This is a genomic window from Mucilaginibacter polytrichastri (assembly GCF_001911425.1).
In the GTDB taxonomy this organism is placed as follows: Bacteria; Bacteroidota; Bacteroidia; order Sphingobacteriales; family Sphingobacteriaceae; genus Mucilaginibacter; species Mucilaginibacter polytrichastri.
In genome coordinates this window covers 4,430,970-4,455,228 of the sequence record NZ_MPPL01000001.1, presented here as the reverse complement: position 1 = coordinate 4,455,228, position 24,259 = coordinate 4,430,970, and the positions used below count along the sequence as shown (strand labels likewise).

Annotated in this window: 20 protein-coding genes; 12 read left to right on the top strand and 8 right to left on the bottom strand. The window is 37.4% G+C overall.

Going from position 1 to position 24,259, the window contains the following annotated elements; genetic code table 11:
* Nucleotides 1–8: 8 nt before the first annotated feature.
* The 8 genes from RG47T_RS19105 to RG47T_RS19070 form a co-directional block, all read right to left on the bottom strand.
* Nucleotides 9–626: a response regulator gene (locus RG47T_RS19105; protein ID WP_074491053.1), complete on the bottom strand. Its 618-nt coding sequence runs from the start codon at nucleotides 624–626 to the stop codon at nucleotides 9–11.
* 354 nt (nucleotides 627–980) lie between these two features.
* Nucleotides 981–1,841: a beta-1,6-N-acetylglucosaminyltransferase gene (locus tag RG47T_RS19100; protein WP_074491052.1), complete on the bottom strand. Its 861-nt coding sequence runs from the start codon at nucleotides 1,839–1,841 to the stop codon at nucleotides 981–983.
* 163 nt (nucleotides 1,842–2,004) lie between these two features.
* A complete protein-coding gene (locus RG47T_RS19095) occupies nucleotides 2,005–2,919 on the bottom strand; it encodes a Nif3-like dinuclear metal center hexameric protein (protein ID WP_074491051.1) in 915 nt (304 codons plus the stop codon).
* Between the two features lie 130 nt (nucleotides 2,920–3,049).
* Nucleotides 3,050–3,901, bottom strand: a complete 852-nt coding sequence (locus tag RG47T_RS19090) for a TIGR01459 family HAD-type hydrolase (RefSeq protein WP_216351077.1) — start codon at nucleotides 3,899–3,901, stop codon at nucleotides 3,050–3,052.
* A 34-nt stretch (nucleotides 3,902–3,935) separates the two neighbouring features.
* On the bottom strand, nucleotides 3,936–4,985 hold the full coding sequence (locus RG47T_RS19085; RefSeq protein ID WP_074491050.1) for a hypothetical protein: 1,050 nt from the start codon (nucleotides 4,983–4,985) through the stop codon (nucleotides 3,936–3,938).
* A 23-nt stretch (nucleotides 4,986–5,008) separates the two neighbouring features.
* Nucleotides 5,009–6,364 (bottom strand): glutamine synthetase family protein, encoded by a 1,356-nt coding sequence (locus tag RG47T_RS19080; RefSeq protein WP_074491049.1) that lies wholly within the window; start codon nucleotides 6,362–6,364, stop codon nucleotides 5,009–5,011.
* 259 nt (nucleotides 6,365–6,623) lie between these two features.
* A complete protein-coding gene (locus RG47T_RS19075; RefSeq protein ID WP_074491048.1) occupies nucleotides 6,624–9,218 on the bottom strand; it encodes a hypothetical protein in 2,595 nt (864 codons plus the stop codon).
* 150 nt (nucleotides 9,219–9,368) lie between these two features.
* Nucleotides 9,369–9,746 carry a hypothetical protein gene (locus tag RG47T_RS19070; RefSeq protein ID WP_139235736.1) on the bottom strand — a complete coding sequence of 126 codons (378 nt, stop codon included), beginning with the start codon at nucleotides 9,744–9,746 and terminating at the stop codon, nucleotides 9,369–9,371.
* A gap of 666 nt (nucleotides 9,747–10,412) precedes the next feature.
* Between RG47T_RS19070 and RG47T_RS19065 the strand changes: the two genes are divergently transcribed.
* From RG47T_RS19065 to RG47T_RS26465, 12 genes are all read left to right on the top strand, one after another.
* Nucleotides 10,413–11,204: a polysaccharide biosynthesis/export family protein gene (locus tag RG47T_RS19065; protein ID WP_074491046.1), complete on the top strand. Its 792-nt coding sequence runs from the start codon at nucleotides 10,413–10,415 to the stop codon at nucleotides 11,202–11,204.
* A gap of 6 nt (nucleotides 11,205–11,210) precedes the next feature.
* A complete protein-coding gene (locus RG47T_RS19060; RefSeq protein WP_074491045.1) occupies nucleotides 11,211–13,574 on the top strand; it encodes a GumC family protein in 2,364 nt (787 codons plus the stop codon).
* Between the two features lie 13 nt (nucleotides 13,575–13,587).
* The gene (locus RG47T_RS19055) at nucleotides 13,588–14,907 is read left to right on the top strand and encodes a nucleotide sugar dehydrogenase (RefSeq protein ID WP_074491044.1); all 1,320 of its coding nucleotides are present in this window, start codon (nucleotides 13,588–13,590) and stop codon (nucleotides 14,905–14,907) included.
* Between the two features lie 83 nt (nucleotides 14,908–14,990).
* Complete coding sequence (locus tag RG47T_RS19050) at nucleotides 14,991–16,199, top strand: O-antigen ligase family protein (RefSeq protein ID WP_074491043.1); 1,209 nt, start codon at nucleotides 14,991–14,993, stop codon at nucleotides 16,197–16,199.
* Nucleotides 16,180–17,370, top strand: coding sequence for a hypothetical protein (locus RG47T_RS19045; RefSeq protein ID WP_074491042.1), 1,191 nt, complete (start codon nucleotides 16,180–16,182; stop codon nucleotides 17,368–17,370). Before RG47T_RS19050 ends, RG47T_RS19045 begins: the two co-directional genes overlap by 20 nt.
* A 10-nt stretch (nucleotides 17,371–17,380) precedes the next feature.
* Nucleotides 17,381–18,514 carry a right-handed parallel beta-helix repeat-containing protein gene (locus tag RG47T_RS19040; RefSeq protein ID WP_074491041.1) on the top strand — a complete coding sequence of 378 codons (1,134 nt, stop codon included), beginning with the start codon at nucleotides 17,381–17,383 and terminating at the stop codon, nucleotides 18,512–18,514.
* Nucleotides 18,515–18,550: 36 nt separating this feature from the next.
* Complete coding sequence (locus RG47T_RS19035; protein WP_074491040.1) at nucleotides 18,551–19,153, top strand: methionine biosynthesis protein MetW; 603 nt, start codon at nucleotides 18,551–18,553, stop codon at nucleotides 19,151–19,153.
* 149 nt (nucleotides 19,154–19,302) lie between these two features.
* On the top strand, nucleotides 19,303–20,592 hold the full coding sequence (locus tag RG47T_RS19030) for an MBOAT family O-acyltransferase (protein WP_245770859.1): 1,290 nt from the start codon (nucleotides 19,303–19,305) through the stop codon (nucleotides 20,590–20,592).
* A 1-nt stretch (nucleotide 20,593) separates the two neighbouring features.
* Nucleotides 20,594–21,577 (top strand): hypothetical protein, encoded by a 984-nt coding sequence (locus tag RG47T_RS19025; RefSeq protein WP_074491038.1) that lies wholly within the window; start codon nucleotides 20,594–20,596, stop codon nucleotides 21,575–21,577.
* Between the two features lie 24 nt (nucleotides 21,578–21,601).
* Nucleotides 21,602–22,777: a glycosyltransferase family 4 protein gene (locus RG47T_RS19020; RefSeq protein ID WP_074491037.1), complete on the top strand. Its 1,176-nt coding sequence runs from the start codon at nucleotides 21,602–21,604 to the stop codon at nucleotides 22,775–22,777.
* Nucleotides 22,777–23,883 carry a glycosyltransferase family 4 protein gene (locus RG47T_RS19015; protein WP_074491036.1) on the top strand — a complete coding sequence of 369 codons (1,107 nt, stop codon included), beginning with the start codon at nucleotides 22,777–22,779 and terminating at the stop codon, nucleotides 23,881–23,883. The genes RG47T_RS19020 and RG47T_RS19015 overlap by 1 nt, the downstream gene beginning before the upstream one ends.
* Before the next feature lies 1 nt (nucleotide 23,884).
* Nucleotides 23,885–24,259: glycosyltransferase family 4 protein (locus RG47T_RS26465; RefSeq protein WP_216351076.1), on the top strand; the 375-nt coding region annotated here is incomplete at its 3' end.

The following is a 24,259-nucleotide window of genomic DNA, read 5'->3' as shown; positions in this document are numbered from 1 at the left end:
TAGTTTGCTTATTTATTCAGATACCAGGCAATCAGTTCAGATTTTGAATTGATTTCTAGTTTTTTATAAATATTTTTAAGGTGCTGGTTTATAGTAAAGTAGGTAACGTTAAGCCTGTCTGCAGCAATTTTGTTGGCAACCCCCTCGCTTAGTAACTTAACAAGTTCTACTTCTCTTTTGGTTAGTTCGGTTATTTCCGACCGGTTATCTGCTGTGGCATTATTATGTATCACATGGCTAATAGTTGCAGGTGAGAATGGAATACCGCCTTCGTCCAGCTTAAGTAACGATTCTGTAATATAGGCCAGGCTGCTCGATTTTAGCAGGTAGCCCGTAGCGCCATTTTCCATAGCAAGGCGGGTTAATTTGGCATTCTCCATGCTGGATAGTATCACGATTTTGCTGGTAGGGAACTGGGCGGCTAATACCTGAATCCCATCAATGCCCGACCCAGAACGCAGATTAACATCCAGTAAAATAATGTCTGGCTGCACGGTATTCAGGCTTAAGGCGTCGGCAACATCAGGAACAGAAAATACGACTTTAAACGTTTGAGTAATCCTAAAATACTTGGTGTAAGCATTTCTCAAAATATTATCATCCTCTATTAATCCGATTTCCTTCATTTGCTTGTGTTAAACTTAAAATTGTGATATGGTGCCTGCCAAAAAATACTCAGGTAAAGTACAGCTTTATTTACACTCTGTTAAACTGTAAGAGTTAAATTAAAGATTCTTTTGGCGAGGTAATTTAATCATTAGATTACAAATATGACTAATTAAACAGTATTTGCGTATTACTTAAATAAGTAACAAAACTTTTTTATAGCAATTGTGGCACAGTTGCTTTTTTAAGTGTAATTAGTAAATGTGTATGATTAACAAAGTATACACTGCTATGTCATTATATACACCCTGTTATGCCGGTATTATTTATATTGAGTTAACATAAAACTAATGAAAAGTAAGCATTAGCAGTTGCTACTTTTGGCTCCGGTACAAAATTTTAATTTGGTTGGCTTTATCAATCATATCCAAAATTTCATAATCTACAGTAATGTCAAACTTGCCGGCAAAAATACTGTCAGAAAAAATAATTTTGTTGAAATCCTTAACGGTGAGCGTTTTAGATGTGATGCTGTCAGAAGCCGGTTCTGTATATCTGTAGTTGCTGTTTACCACTTCCTCGTGGTAAGGCGAGTTCATAATGATGGACTGAAATACAAATTCGTCACTGCCATTGGTAAATTTCAAAAAGCTGTCAAGCTCAAGTCTGTCAATATAGGCCAGCACATAAGTTGCACAATTAGGGGTAATGGTCCAATAAGCAGATTTGCCAATAAACTTAAGCATCTTGGGTATCTCTGGCTTACCCGAAATTTTATTTAATAAGCGTTCGGCAAATTGTTTGCCGGTAAAGTGGTAGTCTGTAAGGTAGTATTTGCTAATTTTTTCGGGGATATTTTGGCTCCAGCTCTCGTCGTAGGCAATTAGCTGTTTACCTTTATAGATATTTAAAAAGTCGCATATCTCATCAGCGCGCTTGGTGGGGTAATCGCTACCGCTAATAAGGCTGATGGAGTGGTACCTGATCTCCGATTCAATAATTTGGCTTAGGCCTGCCAGGTTAGCTTTTAATGCACTATAGCCACCTGGTGTTACTGTAATCCTCTTCCCGATAAAAATAACATTACGGATATCCTTTAGTATAGCGTAACTTTTAAGGTCTGTTTTTTTATCAAGCTGGATGTAAAAATCGAAATAGTCATTGTTTAATCTTTCAATTAATCTTTTGGTTTGCAGGGGCGAAACATGGTTAATTATCAGCAGTGCATATCTCATAAACCTTTTTTTGACTTAGTGGCTAAATAACCGGGCTAATCATTGCACTTTAAGCTAGGTAGTGGTATTTAACTAAATCAAAGGTGGCTTTTCAGCGTATATGAATCAATTACTTATTTAAGTAAGATTTGAAGTATTAACAAAGCTTAATTACGCACTGATTTTATAAAAATGATAAGGAATTGCCAGATGGTATATGCGTGGATTTTACAGCCGGAAATTTACCTTTAAGCCATTTAACTATAAATTCAGAACCGGGTTCTTCACTGGCAATGTGGCCCATTATTATCAACGAAAGTTGTTTGCCTTTGGCACGTGCATCACGTACATATTCGGCGGTTTCCCATTCAGAAATCTCGCCGCACATCATTACGTCGGGTTGGTTTTTAATAATTGCCGTGATTTGGTTGGTACCACCAGCGGCACCGGGGAAGAGCAGTATCTTTTTGCAAGGCTGATCCAGATTGCCAATATAACGCACCTGTGGTGTGTTTAACTTCGCTTTTACATGTGCAATAAGCGCTTTTAATGTAAGGGGAGTAGCTAGGTTGTATACATCCTGGGCAGTATCTCCAAACTGCTGCCAATCGAGTTGGTCTGCCAGTGCTTTGCGCACTTCGTCAACCTTAAGGCTGTGCACGTAATCGTGGTTGCGCCAAACAGCAATGTTATGCTGTTTTAGCAGGTCGGCTTTGTAGTGATAAACATCGTCGTTTTCCAGCCATTTGGTCTCATCGCGGTGGTTGTAAAAGGTAGGTTCGTGGGCGATAATGAAGTTTGCTCCTAGTGCTATCGATTTTCTGATTACATCAATAGTGGCAAACATGGTGGTGACTAAGCCGGTAACTACCGTATCCCGACTACCTGTTTTCAGAGTGTCTACGGTACCTTCGAATGGTGCGCCGGGGACTTCACTGATAAACAAATCCATAATCTGGCCAACGGTAACAGGTTTTGCCGGCTGCAGGAAATTTGAGGCAGAACTGATGAATGGCGATGATAATATTGCTGTCGATCCAACAGCTGCTATGCTGATGAATTTTCTTCGGTTCAGCTCGGAGGTATTTTGCGCAGGCATGATACTACTGGTTGATATAGTAGCAAATATAACAAATAGGCTCTTCGGGTGATTAGGGGTACATGCGCTTTTCTGACAGGCCACCGCTCTTTAATTAATACTGATATGCTATCGTCGTGATTGCTTTTCTCTACCCAATCACCGCTTTCTCACAAATATAAGTAGGCACAATACCCGATGAGGTAATGCGTGTCTCTGCATCGGTGGGTAGTGTATTACCAGTGAAAACCAGCATGGTATCCAGCCCAAACTTGTTGCCGCCCAAAATGTCGGTTTGCAGGGTGTCGCCAATCATCAGGATGTCTTTTTTACCTATAGATGGGTTGGTTTTACGCACCTGGTCGTAAGCAAAGGTAAACATCAGCGAATCCGGCTTGCCGAAGTTAATAAAACGTTTACCCACAATCTGGTGGATCATGCTGGCTATGCCGCCAATGGCAATGGCTACATCCTGCGTGTTTAGTGGGTAGGCATAGTCGGTATTGGCTACAATGGTGGGGATGTTTCGGCGGCGTAAAATATTAACGGTTTTGTTAAGGTCGCGAAACCAGTCGAAACCCTCATCATCCAAAAATACCAGCGCGTTTACCTGGTCAATGTTACTTTCGTCTATGGCGCTCACGGGCAGGGTATGCAGGCCCGAGTAATCAATATAATGTGCCGAGTTTGCTGTGCCCAGGTAAGCCACTATGCCCTCATTAACTTTTAGGTCCAGGTATTCTTTAGCCAGCATGCCCGACGAAATGATCCTATCGGGGGTAATATCCAGCCCAAGCTTGTTAAATGATGCAGCCAGCTGCTTGGGGCTGCGGGATGCATCATTGGTAACAATGTAGTATTCTTTCCCGGTGGCCCGCAGGTACGCAAAGGTTTCGTCCATACCCGGCACCATACCCTTGTAATTTTTGATAACACCGAAGGCATCAAAAAATATTACCTTATATTGGTCTATAATGCTTTTGAAATCTTCTGTCTGGATCATTTTTATCAGGGGTAGGGGTCTGCAAATAAGTTTGTTAGTATTTTATCTTTAAAGCTTCCATAATTACCTTGGCGTCAAAGTCGCGCTCTACAGATGGCAGGTAAATATCATAGGCTTCCTGCTGTAATTTTTCGGCATATTGCTCATGAAAAAAGTGCTTGCCATCTTTAATTACATAATTGAGAATAAAAAAGCGGTAGGCTTCTTTCATAAAGCCAATCTCATTTGCTGTTAGCGGGTTTAGTTTGTGGTACTCCTGCAAAAACAAAATAAATCGGTCTTCCATTAGTGTGGTAATATAATAGCTAAAAACGGTACGATCGCCTACGTCTGATACCACCCGGCTAAAGAAGTAAAAATCCATCACGCGGTTACTCATCCTAAACCAATCATAATCCCAGCGCGAGTAAAACTCCTGCTTATTGGTAACCGAAAAATTGCCAATATTCCAGTCTATAAATACCGGGATGGTTTCGAAGGTATTGGCGGCGTATTTGGCGCGGCCTTTCAGGTACAGGTCGCAATGGTATTTTAGCTGGTCTACCTGCGTACGGGTACCAAAGCTGGCTTCATCTTTTTGCACCTGCTCCATCAGCGAGTTAATATCCTTGCGCATGGTTTTGGACGATTTTGGCAGAATCTTACTGGCCCGAGCGCAAGCCTTGTGAAACTTGGCTGCCTGCTGTGCCAGCTTGCGGATATGGCTTTCGTCCAGCCGGCGGGGCATGCGCTCCATAATGCGGGTGGGGTTGTAAAAAACTACCCAGGCATCTGTTTTGCCATGCCGGTAACGGTATATATAAACCCGGTTGTTTTTAAGTAAAGACCGGGCTAAAAAATTCTCATAAGGGTAAAGCAGATTGTTAGACAGGCTTTGTATAATGCGGTGGTCTTCTTTAAAATAATCGTATTTGCCAAAGCTGGACAGCTTGGCTATTATAATATCGTCATCCTCAAACGTAATGCGAAAAACCTTATTGGTTGATACATTTGCGCTAATATCCTCAATGCTGCGTATCGTTCTCGACCCATCATAGCCTTCCCATGCTTTCCTGATGATCAGCGTACTTAATTCGTATTCCATAATTGGTGTTTAACCGCGGCGGGTTAAATAATCTCAAAATATCTTTTTAATTCCCAGTCTGTTACCTGTTTAGCAAACTGGCGCCACTCCCATAAACGGGTACGGCTAAAATGTTCTGTAAAGGTATCACCAAATAATTCTTTTGCAACACTAGAGGATGCCATTGTTGTGGCAGCCTCATATAAATTGCCTGCAATGCTGCCATTGCCTTTATCGGCATAGCCATTGCCAACTACCGGCGGTATGGTAAGCGGTAATTTATGCTTAATGCCATACAAACCCGATGCCAGTGCAGCTGCCAGGGCCAGGTAAGGGTTTGTGTCAGACCCCGGTATGCGGGTTTCCAGCCGTGTATAGGCAGGCGATGAATTTAATACCCGGAAAGCTGTAGTGCGGTTATCTATACCCCAGGTAATGGTGGTAGGAGCCCAGGCACCTTCAACCAAACGCTTGTAGCTGTTAATGGTAGGGGCATACATGGGTACAATATGCGGCAGGCAATACAACTGGCCGGCCAGGTAATGTTTCATCAGGTCGCTCATTTTATGTTCCGCGCCTTCTTGATAAAACAGGTTGGTTATATTGTCTTTATCCCACAGGCTTTGGTGTACGTGGCCGCTACAGCCCGGCAGGGCTTCGTTCCACTTGGCCATAAAAGTGGCTGTAATGCCATGTTTTGCTGCAATTTCTTTTACGGCATTTTTAAACAGGGCAGCTTTATCTGCTGCTGCCAAAACATGGTCGTGTATAATGGCGGCTTCGTACACGCCCGGACCGGTTTCGGTGTGCAGGCCTTCTATCGGGATGCCAAATTGCTCGAGCAGGTTAACCAGGTCAAAATAGAAATCGCTTTGCTGCGACGGGCGCAATATCGAATAGCCAAACATGCCCGGCGTAAGCGGCTCGAGGTTGCTGAATGATTTTTGATTGAGCGACTGTGGCGTTTCTTTAAAATTAAACCACTCAAATTCCTGCGCAAACTCGGGGTGGTAGCCCATATCTTCACATTGTTTGGCTATGGTTTTTAATAGGGTACGCGGACAAGGAATAGTTTCGTTACCCTCGCCGCTAAAATCGCCCAGGAAAAAAGGAATATTATTTTGCCACGGAATGGTTCGGAAAGTCGATAGGTCTATCCGGCATTGTTTATCAGGGTAGCCCGTGTGCCAGCCGGTAACGGTTACATTATCATAGCAATTATCAGTATTGTCCCAGCCAAAAACAACATCACAAAAACCATAGCCCTGCTCCAGCCCGTCGGTAAATTTTTGCGTATGGATCACTTTACCGCGCAGAATACCGTCAATATCTGCAAAGGCAAATTTAATATGCTTTATATCGTTTTCTTTTAAATAATCTAGGATCTGCTGTTTGTTCATTACCGGTTTTAATGTATGAGTAGTGACAAGTTATGAAAATACAATCAAGAATCAAATGTTAGAAACAAGTAACAAGATGGCTTGTGCCTAATCTCATACAGATTGAACTGTTGGTTACTTTGTTACAAAAGTTGGAGCCGGCTTAAAAGTTATACGAAAAGATTCTCTACCACCTGCCCGAACAAATTAAAGAAAAGAGGCTGTCCCCAAATTTATGAGACAGCCTCTAACGGAGCGCTTTTATTGCTGGTTAAAGCGTTTATCTAAGTATGGTTGTGGTTAAATTGTCTTGTGGGTTTAGCTCATCGTATTTAAGTATAAAGCTTTTTGGATTAAAACTGTTTGACCGCATAATTTTTATAAACTTAAAGTACAAAGTTTTGTAGGCCGATGAGCCATTATTAGCTTTATCTGCCACCAGATAATAAGCCAGCGTATTAACCTGGAATAGCTTGTAAGTAGTTATTTCTATGGTGTTGGCCATTCTTTCTATCATGTTGGTAATTTGCTGTGGGGTGGCTATATGTTTAATGAGGCGTGCAGCCAGGTTTTCGAGAGAGATACGCATGTAGGGCGTAAATTTACTTTCGTCATCCCGGTAGTCCATCATCAGTAATTCATAAATGCTGGTGGCCTCGTCAAATTTTTCCATGTATACATAAACATGAGCCCTACTAATGAGTAGAAAAAAATGATATTCAGGCACAAAACGATCGTTCTGGTGGTGAATATTGTGCAATATCTGAGTAAACCGAAGCTTTTTCTTAGCATTACCTGCAATAGAAAGTACATGTAAGGCCAAAAGGTTTAGCACGTAGTTAGAGCCAAGCTGGTTAAGCTGTTTTTTGGTGGTAGGCGGGTTAAAGCAAAAATGTGTAATTTCTGTAAGAGCTTCTTTTTTAACTACGTTATATTTTAAATAGTAATAAATGGTTTCGAGGCAATTGAGCGGGTTAATATGGAATGTTGAAAATGCTTCGGCCGGGAATATTTTTAAGGCGGCTATACTGGCTTCCAATCCTTCGCTGTTAAGTGATATTACATGGTTTATAGCAATGCTGGTATGGATCCATATTTTGCTGCTATCCTGCAGGTTTAATTTTAGCAGGCTTTGCAGGGCATCGCTATATTCAGGCGATATAAATTCCATCCCTAAAAAGTAATTGAACAAGCCTGGCCGGGTAATATCAAACGGTGTTTCGGCTGCACTGTCTTTGTCTGTGCCAAAAAAGCCTTGTTCTATAACCTTGCTTAAAAATTTAATTAGCCGGGCTTTTTCTGATGCTACCAGCTCTATACGCGGCAGTGCATCAAAAATGCTGTATTGCTTGTTTTTAAGGGCAATAAAAATGCACCATTTTAAGATTCGCAGCCTTACTGTGCTATCAAATAAGAGACTGATCTTGTCGATTAGTTTTTCATCAAATACATCATTGTTATCATACACCAGCTTGGCGGCTATGCAATAAGTTAAAATCCGTACGTGTACAAACTCAATACACTCGGTATAACCGCTTTCGTCGCTAAAGTTTACTTCGCGGATAATGCCAATGCTACTCATGTCCTGATAAGCGGCATTGTAGGCCTTTAGGTCCTCATATACTTTAAGTTTCTCTACACAAAAGTTGCCTTTCTTAAACTTACCGTTATCTACAAGCAGGTGTATTAATAATACCTTTTCGGTACAAAAGCGGCCGGTGTATATTTTATCAAGTATGAAGTTATAGATTACCTCATAGGTGCTAAATATGTCGAGCTCATTTAAAGCAAAGTTTTTTGGGTTTTTTTGGTAGTAATATTGAAAAAACAACGGGTAGCCAAAAAGAGATACAATTTCAGAATCGAGTGCCGGCATTAATTTAATGCCAGGTTTTATTTTACTGCTTATCAGTTGTATCTCGTGGCCGGTAAACAAGCTTACATTGCTCTCCTCATTGTGGTCGCTCATGAAACCCACAAAGCAGTCGTCGAATTTGTTTTGCTGTTGTAATTCGCGTTTAAAATTTAACCACGATGCCGACCGCATGGTTAATATGATCTTAAAATTGGGATTGCCCTGGTAAATAGAAATTACATCAGTAAGCATGCTATATAGCGTGTCTAGTTGCTCCTGGTTAAAGGATGTGCTGTCAAAGCTGTCAATAATGAGGTGAAACTTATGTTGCTGTATCTGTAGCTGAAAGTTATCGGCCAGTAAAATATTGCCCATTGGTATGCCCAGTAAAGCAAGCAACCAGTGGTGCAGGTCGTCCTGATTACTAATACGGTTTAAAACCTTGCCACTCAAAAAAAGTATAATATTGCCATTGTTCTCTCTTCTGTTAAAATTTAGCTGTTCTTCTACCCAGTGGCAAAGGCCAATGGTTTTGCCATAACCCGCAGGGGCAGTAAGTATAGTAACCGGATATTCGGTATGTAAGAAAATTTCGAGGTGCTCATCTAAGAAATCTCTCGGTATGGTTAGGGGGAATGGTATGCCCGATTTGTTTTTTAATGCCTGTAAAGTGTGCTGAGACAGCTCTGAGGCTTTGTAAAGGATATCACTTTCGGTTGGTGCTGCTGCAGATTTAATAGCTGCCGGTGAGCTTTGTTTGTTTTTTGAACAAAACTCGGCCCAGCTAGCAACATCACAAAATTCTGCCAGTACATTTAATGTATACAAAGAGGGTTGAAAGGTGTAGGCAGCAAAGCCGAAAATACGTTTTAAGGTAGAATCGCTTACTTGCTTTTTGGTTGATTTGTAGATCTGTGAGGAAAGGTCTCTAAAAATGGATGGTGTAACCGAGGTTATGCCGGCAGTATCCAGCAGGCATTGTTTTAGGTTTTCGAGATCATGTTGCAATACTATTTTCATTTTCTATTGTATTGGTCATGGAAACATTTTTGCTCATTATTAAAGAGCGCTTTTAGTATCCACGAAGGTTAGGTTATTAACACAGCGCTTGTTAGGTAATGTGGTATGGTTAAAGAGTATACCGCATTGGTTCAGGTAAAAATTTATCCATTAATTACTCCAGTGTTTTTGGGTGAATAAGAATTTAATAAAAAGCACTACAAACTCTAATGCCAGATACATAAATCTCAATACAGCCGATACAAAAAACAGGGTGTTTCTGGTAAATAACCATATTCGCATCAGCATCCTCTTCATCATCATTAGCGTTGTATTAAAAATACTTAGCCGCATGGTCAGCAATGTGTTTGCTGTAACTTGTATGCGAGCCGTTTGATGATACTCCTGGCTTTTTGATGAATAGGCTATGTAAAGACTATTAGAAATTGTTTTGTTCAATTGGGTTGGATAGTTATCAACCAAGTGAAATGAACGTATGCCGCTGTTATAGTTTACATCTGGCATGTCTGTAATCTGTTTAACTCTCATCTCTCTCGTATTATTAAGGTTTACATTAGTGTTCAGGTAAATGTAACGCGATCATATTGAAAAGGGTTCAACCACTTTGTTCACGTATCATTCATTTTAGTCAAATTGTGCAAGTACCATTTTTTGAAAACTGACGTCAAATTTATTTCGTACATATTCGGTTTTCTGATTTTTTAGAGCTGAAATAGCTTCAAAAAAGATGCATAAACAGGTTTAAACACACAAATTATACTATTACGCTATTGTAGATATTTTTTTGAGAAAAATGAAAATTGAAGGTCTGCACAACTTGGGGTTGTGGTGTGCTGGTTAGATAATTGTATAAATGAACAATATTTCTGATAGGGTTTAAAATCTATGGTTGTGAAATAGCTGGTGTTGAATAATAAGGATTTACAGATTAGTCTGTTAATACAAAAGTTATATAAATAAAGGATATAACTACTTTTCAATTATATAAACTGGCTTACTTTATATTGTTTATATAATTGCTTATTCAGGTAATATAAATGTTACACAATTTTACTCTGTTTGGTATTTAGGATAGTAAATTACTGACTTTTAAGATGTTTTTTTTCTGTAAATAAGTAATTTCAATCTCAAAAAGATACATTTGCCTTTTCCTAACTACACATATACTTTATCGAAAAAACTTAACCAAAGTTAATGAGGTCATATTTATATATAATTACAGCTTTTATCCTTGTTTCTATTCTAACTTCGTGTGGCACTAAAAGAAACCTTGTTTATTTTAGTGATCTAACAGACTCGGCGGCTTATAAGGAAAAAATACTAAATTTATCTGAAACCAAAATTCAATCTGGAGATATATTAAATATCAGTGTAAATACGCTTAGCCCGGAGTCGAATATACTTTTCAATAATGGGGCTGCAAACATTGCCAACCCTGCAGATCTAAGTAAGAATTTAACTACAGCTACCAGTCAAAACCAGGGCTACGAAGTTGATAAAGCCGGATTTATTAATTTCCCGGTTGTTGGTAAAATTCAGGTATCTGGCCTTAGCAAAGAGGCTGCGGCAGATAAGTTAACAGAAAGTATAAAGGGTTATGTTAAAAACCCTATTGTAAATATAAGCTTTGTGAATTTTAGGATCACTGTTATTGGCGAGGTTAACAGGCCATCAACATACATCCTTCAGAATGATCAGGTTAATATTTTAGAAGCGCTGGGGCTTGCCGGGGATATGACTATGTATGGTAAACGGGAAAACGTTCTTCTTATCAGAAAAAGCGGTGATAGCCGTACAATGGTACGATTAAATTTAAACAACAAATCTATTTTAAACTCACCATATTTTTATCTGCAGCAAAATGATGTGATATATGTTGAGCCCGATGGCATAAGAGCAGTTCAGGCTTCCACTAATGCGCGTAATATTTCACTTATCATTGCCGCCGCTACTATCTTAACTGTAATCCTTTCAAGAGTACTCTAAAATAAAATGAAGGACATTAATTTGCCATTGGATCAACCCAATAATGCCGTTTTTAAAGATTTGGTTTTAAAAATACTACGTGCGTGGCCGTGGTTCATTCTATCGGTTGTAATTACCATGTTTGCTGCCGTTGTTTATTTGCGGTATGCTGTACCCGAGTATAATATCAGTGCATCAATACTCATAAAAGATGATAAAAATGGGGGTGGCAATTTAGGAAGTTCGGCATCTGTGATTGATATGGATATTTTCAAATCATCAGAAAGTATCAATAACGAGATGGAGGTTTTAAAAAGTAAAAGATTAATGCAAAGGGTTTTAAGCGACCTTAATATGCAAACTTCTGTTTACTCGGTTGGTACCATTAAAACTACAGAACTATACGGTAAAATTAATCCTCTACACATTCTGTTAACAAGTGTTGATTCTCTGGCAAGTAACAAAATACTTTCATTTACGGTTATTGACAAATCGGTATTTGAGTTAAAAGACGAAAAAGGTGCAGCAGTACGCTACAATTTTGGGCAAAAAATAGCATTGCCTTATGCTGTTTTTACTGTAATGCCCACGCCGGCGCTGCAGGTTGGGAAAGCCTATAATATTAAGTTTAATGATATAAGGGATTTAAGCTTTTATTATAATAGAATAATTGCAATAGAGCCTGTAAATAAAGACGCATCGGTACTTTCATTAAACCTTATTGATGCCATACCGCAAAAAGGATTAGACATATTAAATAAACTGGTTGAAGATTATAACCAGGAAGCCATTGAGGATAAAAACTTACTGGCTAAAAATACGGTTAAGTTTATTGACGACCGCCTCAGTTACATCTTAGCGGAGTTAACAGGTGTAGAAAAGAATGTTGAAACCTACAAAAAGAAGAATGATATTATAGACATTCCTACCAATGCAGGGGTTTACATACAGCAATCCAGCGATTATACGAACAAAGCTAATGACATTGAGATACAAATAAACATTCTTAGTTCAATAGAAAGTTATTTAAGGAAGCCAGACAATAAGTTTAGCCTTGTACCAAGTACACTAGGTATTGAAGATAAAACTTTAACAGGTTTAATAGAAAGTTTTAATGGTTTACAATCAGAGCGTACCCGCCTGCTTTTAAATGTTCAGAACAACAGCCCGCTTATTTCCCGGTTAGATAATCAGTTAGAAACACTTCGTACTAATATTATGGAGAACCTGAAAAATATTAAGCAAGGTTTGGTGATGACCCGTGGCGATCTGAACAAGAAGATCGGGTCATTTAATTCCCGTATGAATACAGTACCTACCTTAGAAAGAGGGCTGACGGATATTAAGCGCCAGCAGGTTATTAAAGAAACGCTTTATGGGTACTTGTTGCAAAAAAGAGAAGAGGCTTCTATATCTCTGGCATCTGCAGTATCGAGTTTCAGGATTGTTGACCCGGCTTACGTCGAGAAAACGCCTGTAAAACCCAAGCGGTTAATCATCTATTTAATAGCATTTATTGCCGGTTTGGCTTTCCCTGTGGCCAGTATTGCCTTAAGAGAACAGTTTAATACAAAAATTCAATCTGTTGATGATGTTACAAATGTGATTGCCGTTCCTATTTTAGGAGAAATTACGCATAATGATGTCAATGAAACCCTGGTTATCTCACATAACGCAAGGTCTGCAATTGCAGAACGGTTTAGGCTTGTTCGGTCTAATTTACATTTTACAAACCCGGGCAAAGAAAACAAGGTAATAATGGTTACATCTAGCCGCAGTGGCGAAGGGAAAACATTTTTTAGTATTAACCTGGCTTCGAGTTTGGTATTAACAGGTAAAAGAGTGGTACTGCTTGAATTTGATATCCGTAAGCCTAAGATTTTGGCAGACCTGGGTTTGGCAGCTCAAGGGAAGGGGATATCTAATTTCCTGGTAGATCCGCAAATAAAAATAGAAGATATAATTTTTTCCGAAAAGCTTTTATCCGGGCTTTATATAATTCCGGCAGGGCCTATACCTCCTAACCCTGCAGAGTTGCTATTAACTGCACGGTTGGAAGAGATGATTGCCACGCTGCGTGATATGTTTGATTATATAATTATAGATACCTCACCTATTGGGCAGGTGGCCGATGCCTTTACACTATCAAAGTTTATAGATACCTGCATTTACGTGGTTAGGTACGGCTATACTTTTAAAGAAAATTTAAGTATAGTAAAAGATATTTACGACAATAAGAAAATCAATAACCTCTCTATTGTGATGAATGATGCCAGTAAAGAACAGGCACGTGGTTACGGTTATGGATATGGTTATGGCGGTTATGGTGTTGAAGAAGAAAAGGATAAAAAAGGGATGGCCAGGTTTTTTAAATTTCTAAAAAAACAATAATCTACTGTATAAAATGGTTAACGATAATAATAACGCACCAACTACTTTTACCGATTTTAAAATAGCGATTATAGGGTTGGGCTATGTAGGTTTGCCACTTGCTGTTGAATTTGCGAAAAAATATAAAGTAATAGGCTTTGATATTAACGCAGCGAGAATAGCTGAACTAAATAACAATTACGACCGCACACGCGAAATTGCGGAAGACGATTTGCAAAAAGTACTAATTAAAGAGGATATCAACCACATCGGTTTGCTGTGCAGCAGCGATATTGAAGCCTTAAAAACGTGTAATACATATATTGTAACAGTACCAACACCTATAGACAAAAATAACAGACCCGATTTAACACCGCTATATAAAGCAAGCGCAACGGTAGGGAAGGTTATTAAACAGGGTGATATTATTATTTATGAGTCAACCGTTTATCCCGGCGTAACAGAAGATGAATGTGCGCCAGTTTTAGAAAAAGAATCGGGCTTAAAATTTAATGAGGGTTTCTTTTTAGGGTACTCGCCCGAGCGTATTAACCCGGGTGATAAAAAGCATACGGTTTCTAAGATATTAAAGATCACTTCCGGATCAACCCCCGAAATTGCAGAAAAAATAGACGGCCTGTATGGTTCAATAATTGAAGCCGGTACTTTTAAGGCAGCCTCTATAAAAGTAGCCGAAGCTGCAAAGGTTATAGAAAATGCACAGAGAGATATAAATATTGCATTTATAAACGAGCTTGCTAAAATATTTAACCGTTTGGATATTGCTACCGATGAAGTTTTGGCAGCAGCCAATACCAAATGGAATTTCCTTGATTTTAAACCGGGCCTTGTAGGCGGTCATTGTATAGGTGTTGATCCTTACTACCTGGCCCAAAAGGCACAGGAGGTTGGATACCATCCCGAAATTATACTTGCAGGCAGGCGCTTAAATGATGGCATTGGTGAGTATGTGGCTCATGAGGTTATAAAGTTAATGATACTTAAAAACATTGCCGTTAAAGACGCTAATGTGTTGGTACTAGGTGTTACCTTTAAAGAGAATTGCCCTGATGTAAGGAATACAAAGGTTGTGGACATTATAAATACATTAAAATCATACAATACTAATGTGAGTATTTATGACCCACTTGCCGATCCTGAAGAAGTAAAGCATGAATACGGATTAACTGCATCCCAAAAAATTGATCCTCAAAATAATTTTGATGTAGTAATATTAGCAGTTTCTCATGATGAGTTTATGCAAATAGATCTTGAAAAATATTGCAAGCCTCATCGTGTAATTTATGATGTGAAAAGCATATTGCCTAAAGCACTGGTAGACGGCAGGCTGTAGTATAACAGCATGGCAAACACGATTTGATAATAATGGTAATACCAATAGCAGCTTAATACAGTGCCGGTAATAAGTATATAATAATGGAAGTATTATTTAAGCAGATATTACCAATTATACTTTTTGGCTATTTCTTTATTTTCGAATACCGGAAAAATAAAGATATAGCCGGGGTTATTGCTTTATTCATTGGCTTTATAACCTTATCATCAAATTTTGCATTTCTGGTATACAGAACAGCATTTCAGCTTATCGAGGCATGGCTTATTATTTGCTATCTGGTTTACTACCGGTTTGATTTCCACTTAACTAAAATTGGGAAAGCGTTAGCTGTATTTCTGTTTTTTATTTTATTTAGTTTTCTTGGAAACAAGATTAATAGCGAGCTCTATTCATCAAGCCTTATAAATTTTATAACCATATTTTTTGTAATAGCTTACCTGTATAAAACTATCAATGACTTTGACAGGCTAGAAAGAATATTGATTTTTCTTAAAAACCTAACATTTATAGTATCTGCATTTACTATTGTTGCCTTTGTATTTGAGGGTACCAGGATAGAGCTTACAACCAGTAATACTAACTATTTAGGTTACTTTTTGGGGCTCGGCTTTAGTGTGGCCATATTTTTTTTAAATCAAAAACATGGCCGGTTAGTAGTACTGGTAATCAGCGCAGCCATTCTTTGTACTAGTTCGCGTATCGTAATGATTAGTTCGGTAGTAGTTGCCGTTATTTACATCATCTCTAACAAAAGGAAGCTGATGGTTAATATTGCAATTATTGCAGTTGTTGTTATTGGCGCTATTGGGGTAATTAATTTAACTGAATACATTAGCTCTAAAAGGTTTACCGCAATTAATAAAGACCCCAGTGCACTTGTACGCGTAGAAATAACAGAAGCATCAAAAAATTTGGTTGCTAAAAACCCGGTTAACGGTGTGGGGTATGGCCAGTTTCAATTTCAATTTTCTAAGTATGTGGGCAAGAATTCCGAGTTTTTAGCTGCGACAGATAAAATTGTTACGCACAATGATTTTTTAAGGGTTGTGGATGAGTTGGGAGTACCGGCTTTTTTGTTTCTTGTTTATTTGGTATTAACCCAGTTTCTGACTTTAAGAAAGCTTCCACCCAATTACAGAAAGCTGGTTTCGGGGTTATTAATAAGTAATGTTTTCTTCTCAACTACTCATAATAATCTAAACGTTTTCATGTTTTGGTTTTTATTAATGTTACCTACCATGGTATATTACATGCTTTTAAAAGAAACTTATGTTAAAGAAATTAGGTAGCATAACCGTTCTAAGCTCTTTAGGCGCCCTGCTTAATTTTTTTACAACTTTTATTATTGTTCACAAACTGGGGCTTGGTGTTTTAGGGCAGTTTACCATTGTTAATTCAATTACCGGCTTGTGCTCACTTATTTATACCATTTTACCGCCTAATTATTCTATTTTCAAATATCAAGACGACTCGGATTATAAATTTATTTTATCGGCTTTTTACATTGTTGCAACTGCCCCATTTATATTAATACTATATATAGCATATCTTTTTCACTCATTCTCCGGGTTAAGTTTTTCTATCATTGTATTTAATGGTTTAACAACAATTGGCTTTTATTATTATGACATTGTTTATCAGGCAACCAATAGGCTATATAGATACTTTACTCAATTATTACTCCAGGCAGCAATAAAAATTATATTGATGTACGCCTTTTATTACATGCATATTTTAAAGGATACCACATCTTTGATACTAGCAACATCATTTGCACAGCTTATTTGTTTAATATTATATGCCAATGATTTTATTAAAAATGTAAATTTTTCATTTAAATATGTGGCAGGCCCGGTTAAGCACACTTATTATTCGATCAATAAATTAAAATCATATTATTTAAATGCTGTTATAAAACGAGTAAAAGATAACATTATCATCGTATTGTTCAGTAATATACTAACGGCCGACCTTTTAGGATTATATACACTTTTTATAAAAATAACAAGCTTTGTTTTGAGTCTGGGAAGATCATTTGAAGCGTTCTTTGCAAATCGTGAAAATATGGAGAAGTATCACACATCGTTTAGCAAAAAAATCTTTCTGCTTGGTGCGTGTTTACAAGCTGTTTTTTTGAGTGTGGGCTTAATATACATGAAAATATATACACATAATTTTTACACACTCGAAATTGCCATACTAAGTTTGCTAGTATACCCTTATAGCCGGTTTATAGTGGAGAGAATGCGGTTTTTAGGAAGTTATAATAATAGAGAATTAAATATATCTATGTTTTTTTATATAGCTTTTGTATTAATATCGTTTGGTATTTGTAAGGTGTTTAACTACACATCATTACATACTATATTGCTGGTATATCTTCTTTCGGAGTTAATGAATTTTACACATTTAATTTATAAATCTATAGTAGATAAAAGTAGATTAGTTAAAGCAATTTAAATTAAACATTATGCCAAATATTGCAAACACATTTTTGAGATATAGCTTTATAGCTTTTACCGTGTTATTAATAGGTACTTCACAAGTTAACGCAAAAGCAACATCACTTGCCACTGCAACGGATAGTGCAACAGAAGCACAGCAAATTTTAAAAAGTGGTTACAGCATTGAAAATTGCTTGCCTGCCGGGTATGTAAAAAACGGCTCGGTTGATTATACTGTAAATATTCAGCAAGCTCTGAATAAGTACGATAATGTTATTTTTCCGGCTTTCCCCATACTAATAAATGATAAGGGATTAACATTGCATACCGGCCAGAAAGTGTATTTTAAAAAAGGCAGCGTACTTAATCTTGTGCCAACTGCGCAACCAAACTATGAAATGCTGCGGATACATGATGTTACCAACGTATCGGTATACAATGTGGTAATTAAAGGAGATAAATACAGCCACTTAGTTAAAACCGGCGAGTGGGGCATGGGTATATCTATACGGGGGGCCAGTAATATCAATATATATTCGGCTAAGATAGAACAGTGCTGGGGAGACGGCATGTACATAGGTACCACTCCTAAACAAGCATTTTGCGAGAATATAAACTTACGCTATGTTAACTGTAATGATAACAGACGAAATGGAATTTCGGTAATTAGCGCCCGTAATGTCACAATTTTAGGACCCGTGCTTACCAATACTTCGGGCACACAACCAATGTGCGGGCTCGATCTGGAACCCAATAGCAACAAAGATATTTTAGATAACATTAATATTTTAAACGCTGTTACAAAAAATAACCAATACGGTATATCATTTTACTTAAGCCCCTTAAATGGCGCAGATGCGCAAGCAAGTAATATAAAAATTACCAATCATTATGATGATGGGTCTAAATGGGCTTTACAGTTCGGGTCAAAGGGTAGTAATCTTAAGGGGAAAGTAATTGTTGAAAATGCTAATTGGCATAATAACACCGATGCGATAAAAATAGTGAACTATGAACCGACAGATGGTGAGCAAATTATTTTTAAAAATGTTAATATAACCAAACTCCAGGATGGTGTAAGCCAAGACGTACACACAAAAGTGTTTAACACAATAAAAAGTTCTCTTAAGCCAGGATTTACAGGTATACAATTGCCATAATAGTATCTATTATAATATAGTTATTAAATTTAAACAATGTTTAGAATTTCGGAAGTAGCTAAAATTATCGAGGGTAGAAATATAAAATCGGTATTGGATATTGGTTGCAGGGATTGTGTATTAAAAACACACCTGAACAATGATATTGATTATTATGGCAATGACTTGTTTCAGAATGATAAAGGTATTGTGAATTATGTTGGAGATATCAATCAGTTAAAAATAGATAGAACATTTGACTGCGTTACCGCTATTGATATTCTAGAACATACCGATGACCCTTATCAAATTTTTGATGGTATTGTTAAACTTGCTGATAAAGTACTGATTATTAATTTGCCTAATTGTTACGATCTGAAATCTGTTTATAAATTTTCTGTAAAAGGGAGTTTAGGTGGTAAATATAATTTTGGTGTTGAAAATAGCCTGGACCGTCATCGCTGGATGATGAATTATGATCAAATTGTTCGTTTTTATAACCATAAAGCCCGTGAGCATAACTTAAATGTTAGCATTGTGCCTATAAAGTATGGTGGCGAGCGCTTTAGTTTAACATCGGTAGTTGGTAATTTGAGCCGGTACTTATTATCTAAGCGTTTAAGTACAGAGTCAGTAATCGGAGTTTTTGAGAAAAAATAATATTTCGACCACCTAAAATGCTGTTCAATTCGTTTCAGTTTCTAATCTTTTTTATCGTTGTAACAACACTTTATTATGTGCTTCCCCATCGCTTCAGGTGGTTGTTACTCTTAATTAGCAGCTGTTACTTTTACATGGCCTTTGTGCCCATGTATATATTTATACTGGCATTTACCATCGTTGTAGATTATTTTGCAGGCATTGCTATTCAAGGCAGCCCCCCCCGGTTTCGCAAAGGCATCCTTCTAATAAGCTTGTTAGCAAATATTGGTGTTTTGGCAGTTTTTAAATATTACAACTTTGCCATTGATAATATTTCAGTATTACTTGGTTATATTGGGTTACCGGCAAAAATACCCTATTTATCAATCCTTTTACCTATAGGGCTGTCATTTCATACATTTCAGGCTATGAGTTATACTATTGAGGTGTACCGTGGTAAACAAAAAGCCGAAAAGCATTTCGGTATTTATGCCCTGTATGTGATGTTTTACCCGCAACTGGTGGCCGGGCCTATTGAACGGCCGCAGAATATTTTGCATCAGTTTTATGAGAAGAAGGTTTTTAGTTATGCCAATATATCCAACGGGTTAAAGCTGATGTTGTGGGGCTTGTTTAAAAAGGCTGTAATAGCCGATAGGTTAAGCATCTATGTAAACACAGTTTATAACCATGTTGGGTCTAAAGAGTTTAACAGCTTAAGCTACATACTGGCAACCATGTTGTTTTCATTTCAGATCTATTGCGACTTTTCGGGTTACTCTGATATGGCCTTAGGGGCGGCAGAAATAATGGGTTTTAAATTAATGAAAAACTTTAACCGCCCTTATTTTGCAACAAGCATACGCGATTTTTGGTCGCGGTGGCATATTTCCTTATCTACCTGGTTTCGCGATTATGTTTATATTCCGTTGGGGGGTAACCGGGTAATGTTTTACCGCTGGGTACTAAACCTGCTAATTGTATTTTTAATAAGTGGCCTGTGGCATGGCGCTAACTGGACTTACGTAATATGGGGTGGTTTGCATGGCCTGTTTATGGTGATTAATGCTATGCTCGATAAAAGAAGTGGGGATAAACCTGTTTACAGTAGCATTTGGTTAAACCTGTTAAAAACCATTGGCATTTTTGCAATAGTTAGTTTTGCATGGATCTTTTTTAGAGCCAATTCTATTGCAGATGCATTGGGTGTAATCAGGAATATATTTATATGGAAAAGGGGAATATTTCTGGGCACTATTCAATCGCTCATTTATTCGTTTTTTGGATTAGCAATTTTGCTTTGTGCAGAAATTAAAAACGAATATTATCCTCGAGCCTTTAGTTTTTCCAAAAGCAAATATTTGGGCGTAAGATGGGCGTATTACCTGGCCTTGATATTAATTATTTTGGAGTTGGGGGCATTTAACGGCAGCCAGTTTATCTATTTTCAGTTTTAAGATGGCTATAAATAAAGATCTGAAAACCTTTTTTATCAAAGGATCAATATTCCTGATGGTTTTGTTTATAACCGATAGGGCATTAGGCTTAGTATTTGCGCATTTAACCAAAACCCAGAAAGCCGGAAAATATACAGCTTCCAACATCGCATTTACAAAAGCCAATGAGGATGTAATTGTTTTTGGCCCATCAACAGGCCGCAATAATTATGATGTACCTTTAATTTCGCAAGCACTCAAATTACCGGTACGAAGCGTGGCCGAACCTGCCATGTGCCCAATATTTCATGATGTGCAACTGCATTTTATTTTAAAAAGATATATCCCCAAGCTAATTGTAATTGACATCAGAAGCCAGGAGCTAATTGGAAAAGGGTTTGAGCAGGCTGCTCTCATATCGCAGGTATTGCCCTATTATAGTAATGCTGCAAAAGAAAATTTCAAAATTCTTGATGGCCTCGATGATTTTAAATCAGCTGTATTAAAAGCCCGAATTTCATCTGTTTATAAATATAATTCTCAGCTTCTTTATCTTTTGCAAGCTAACTATGCGCCCGGTGGCGATGATGAAAAAATACTGAAACTAAAAGGATATGAACCCCTTTTGGCAAAGCCCGAAGACCGGCTGTTAAAAATGGAGTTTAGTGACTATGGCTTTGGTAATACCAAACCAGATCAGTTGATATATGATTCGTTTTATGATTTTGTGAACACTGCGCAAAAAAAAGGTGTTAAAGTGGTTGTGGTTATCCCGCCTAAATTTTACAAAACTAACGACCAGGAGATAGTTAACAACTTTAAAAAACAAGTACAAAAAAGATATGGATCCATTTTGTATGATTTTTCTATAGATACTACTTTTGCCAACCATCCCGAACTATTTGCCAATCGATTACATTTGAATAATATTGGGGCTGATGTTTTTACCCGTAAAATGGTTACTATAATTAAAGATAAACTAAAAACAGGTAGCAATAATAATTAAACTGTTAGTGAAAATTAGCTTATAATGGACCAAGATTTTTCTATTAAACCTGTAAAAAAGCTCATATACATCCTTAACCGGTATGCTAAAAATAGCGAAGAACATTTTTTTCATGTAATTAATTTACTCTATGAAATAGCTGATGCAGGGGTTGAAATTGCTTTAGTTATCGAAAAATGTAAAGATGATCCGCAAATTAATCATCCTAATATTCAAGTAATAGCACAAAAGAAAAGTGGCAAAATAAGCAGGCCATTAGAACTGTATAGTATTCTTAATGGTTTGGCTAAAAAAGGATTCTCTAAAGTGTTTATACGCATATCATCTTTTGCGGCCTTAACTGCCATTGCCGTATCAATTACCGGTACTTTAGAAGTTTACTACTGGCATAGCGGTACTGTAAAGGAGTTTAATGACTCCTTACCCTTCGGCCGGAAAAAGATAATGAACTACCTAAAAAGCACATTACCGTTTAACCTGGTAAAGCGCTTTACAACATGGTTTGTTACCGGCCCCGAGAGCATGAAAGCATACTACAGCGATGTATGCGGGGTTAATGCATCTAAAATCCTTATTTTATACAATGATATTGACCTGAAAAGATTTAACCGCAGTGATAACAAAAAGGCGCTTAAACAAAAACTGGGGATAGAGGAGAGCAAGAAAGTCATATTATTTGTTCACCGCCTTTCGTCGGTACGCAAAAGTTTGTTTTACATGCCCTATATATTACAAGAGTTTTATAAAGGCTCTTTTGATAATTATATTGCCATAGTAATAGGCGACGGTGGTGAAAAAAAGGAGTTGCAAGATATAGTAAACAAGGCTGGCCTACAGGATAAAATAAAAGTGATGGGGGGCATGCCCAATAATGTTATACAAGAATATTACAAAACTGCAGATATTTTTATCAACCCAACGTTTACAGAGGGTTTTCCGCGTGTACTTATCGAAGCTATGGCTGTTGGCCTGCCTATTATAACTACAAATGCCGGTGGCATAGGTGATATTTTAGGCGAAAAACAGTTGCAATTTATGGTTGATAAAAATGATAGAGATGATTTTGCAAATAAGTTAAAGGCGTTAGCCAGCAACAACCAAATGCAAAAAGAATTGAGTGATGAAAATTTAACCCGTGTTGTAAGATATTCAACAGAGGTTGTTGCACAGATGTATATTAATATAATTTTCGGCAACTAATGGCAGTACTCTTACATATAAGTGCAAATAAATATCCGCCTGTAAGCGAACACCATTTTACAAAAAAAAATTGGGTGGAGCTTGCCATTGGGTTTGAGCATTATCATGTATTTGCCAGAGCTAAAAATAATCGTTTTAATACAAGTACCGAGGGTAATATTACATTGCACTTAATACCAAAAATAATTAACAGAAGCGCCATATTTGTGTTTTCGAGCTTTTATTTACTGTTTATTATAAAGAAATATAAGATAACTCATTTGCTGGCTCAGTCATCTATACATGGAGGGGTGGCCGCTGCTGTAGCAAGCCAAATATTCAAAATACCATTAATGACTGAAATTCATGGTGAAGAGTATTTTCGATTTCTAAAAAAAGATTCGTTGAAAAATAAGGCCCTGGCTAAAATAATAGATTTTACCTTTAAGCGGTCTGCCAAAATCCGCTCTTTAAATAGGTTGATGACAGCCAAGTTAAACACGGCCGGTTATAGCCAAAATATTGTAGAAATTCCTAACCGGGTTAATTTGTCTGTATTTACCCGTAAAAAGGAGAACTTTGAAATAGGTAATATGGTTAAAATTACATCTGTAGGGCGATTTGTAAAAGAAAAAAATTATTTACAGCTTATAACCAATCTGCACCAGGCCAATATTAATTTCCATTTAACATTGATTGGCGGAGGACTTCTAAAGCCAGGCTATATGGAATATATAGCAACAAACGGCCTACAGGATAGCGTTACACTTATTGACTGGGTAGATCAAAGAAATCTCATTGATACGATCATTGCGTCGGATATATATATACAATACTCCATAAGCGAGGGTATGCCCCGTACAATTGTTGAAGCGATGGCTTTACAGATGCCGATTATTACCACTAATGTTGGGTCAATTTTGGGTGTAATTAAAGACATGAATAATGGGTTAGTATTAAGTGATTTTTCTGTAAATGAATTATCAGCTGCAATTAGTTGGCTTAAAAACAATGCCTCGGGTGCTGTAATAGCTAAAAATGCTTTTAATGATGTTAAAGAGAAATACGAATGGAATAAGGTGTTTGAAATTTACCGCAATGAGTTGCTGAATATGCATTGTAGTTGATATGAGCGGAATACGCATACTTAGAATTTACCCATTTATTAGTCATGGGCGCGGTGGTATGGAAAATCATATACGGACACTTAGTGCCTTGCAGCAGAAACAAGGACATACGGTAACACTATTATTTAGTGAAGGAGATAAGATATCTGATAGCGATATCCGGATATTAAAAAAATGGCCCTATCATAAAATAAAGCCTCAAGCAGTTTCTTTATTTGCATTTTATATACGCGCATTGGTACACTTCGCTTTTAAACCTCAAAGGTTTGATGCTATCCATGTGCACGGGGATTGGAGCTCTTTGGTTTTTATTAAGACATTAAAAAGATTAACCCGGGCAAAAACGGTAGTTTTTTCATTTCACGGGCAAATTAAT